Here is a 1,281-nt window from a genome sequence, read left to right on the forward strand (position 1 = left end):
GGTCAACACTCGGCACCAGCCATAGTTTTGGTGTCGCTTCAAGAATGCTGATTGGGCTCGGTGTCTGTTTATTGCTACTACTGATAAAAAGACAGAAACTCACATTAACACCGTTAAGTCTGTGGAACTATTTCTATGCAGGTTTAGGTGTATTTGTAACGATGAGTTTGGTTTATTACGCCTCGCAAAATCTAGCCTCTAGCATTGTCTCTATTGTATTTGGCTTAACACCCATTATGACTGGTGTATTCGCACTGATACTGCTCAAAGATAAATTTTTTAGTGTTAATAAAATAATTGGTTTATTGTTAGGTTTGAGTGGATTGGTTGTTATTTTTTCTCATTCCTTGACAGAGTCAAGAGACCTTGTTCGTGGACTTTTAGCGGTCACCTTAGGTATGACTTTTCAGGCGTTTATATCCGTCAAGCTCAAACAAATCAACACGCAAGTTTCAGCACTGGAAACCACGACGGGTGCCCTACTATTTAGCACCCCTTTGTTTATTATTATCTGGCTTTTAAGCGAAAGTACGATCCCTGCTATTACCATGAAAGCCGCACTCTCTATTGGCTATCTGTCCATATTTGGCTCAGTCATTGGATTTATGTCTTATTACTATTTAATCAAACACGCTAGTGTGAAAGCAATCGGCATCGTGCCACTAATAACGCCTGTTTTTGCTTTACTATTAGGTTCAGCGCTTAACAATGAAACCCTTGAACTTATACAATTTTATGGTATTGCACTTGTATTGGTTGGTTTAGGGTATTACGAATACGGTACAAAGAAAAACTAAATAGAATTGTGTTATTTCTTAACAAGTACCGGAGAATTAAACTTTTCTAGGATAAGAACAAGGGATAAACCCTTATTTACCAAGCTCTTTGCCAATGACTTTTAATAATCGTTGCGCCCTTGGAATATGCGCAAAATCTTGTAATAAGTTTTTAGCCTCGCTTAGTTGTACAGCGGGTTGTTTGAACAAGTCCGCCCCTATAATTAGTCGCCCCTTAAAAACCCACCCCACCCCAAACCAAACCAAAACCACCCATTTTGCCAACCATCCAAATCAACAAAACTGCTTTTTATCCAACACCACAAAAAACCTTAGGTATTTTACAAAAAATAAGCCCAGTTTTTGCCAAAACAAAAAAACTAAGTGGCTATCACCAGCCATTTTCTCAAATTCCAAGCACAGGTAGCCATTAAAACATTAATCTCATCACCAACTTGCCCTTTGAGTAGGTTTCTAGAGAGTCTAAAATCTGATTTAAGATGTC

General features: G+C 38.3%; 1 protein-coding gene. It reads left to right on the forward strand.

The genetic code is table 11. The features are described from left to right. Positions 1–797 (forward strand): DMT family transporter (locus BAZSYMA_RS06915; RefSeq protein WP_090717061.1); only part of this gene is annotated, 797 nt, incomplete at its 5' end. Positions 798–1,281: the final 484 nt, after the last annotated feature.

Source organism: Bathymodiolus azoricus thioautotrophic gill symbiont (genome assembly GCF_001298715.1).
Taxonomy (GTDB): domain Bacteria; phylum Pseudomonadota; class Gammaproteobacteria; order PS1; family Pseudothioglobaceae; genus Thiodubiliella.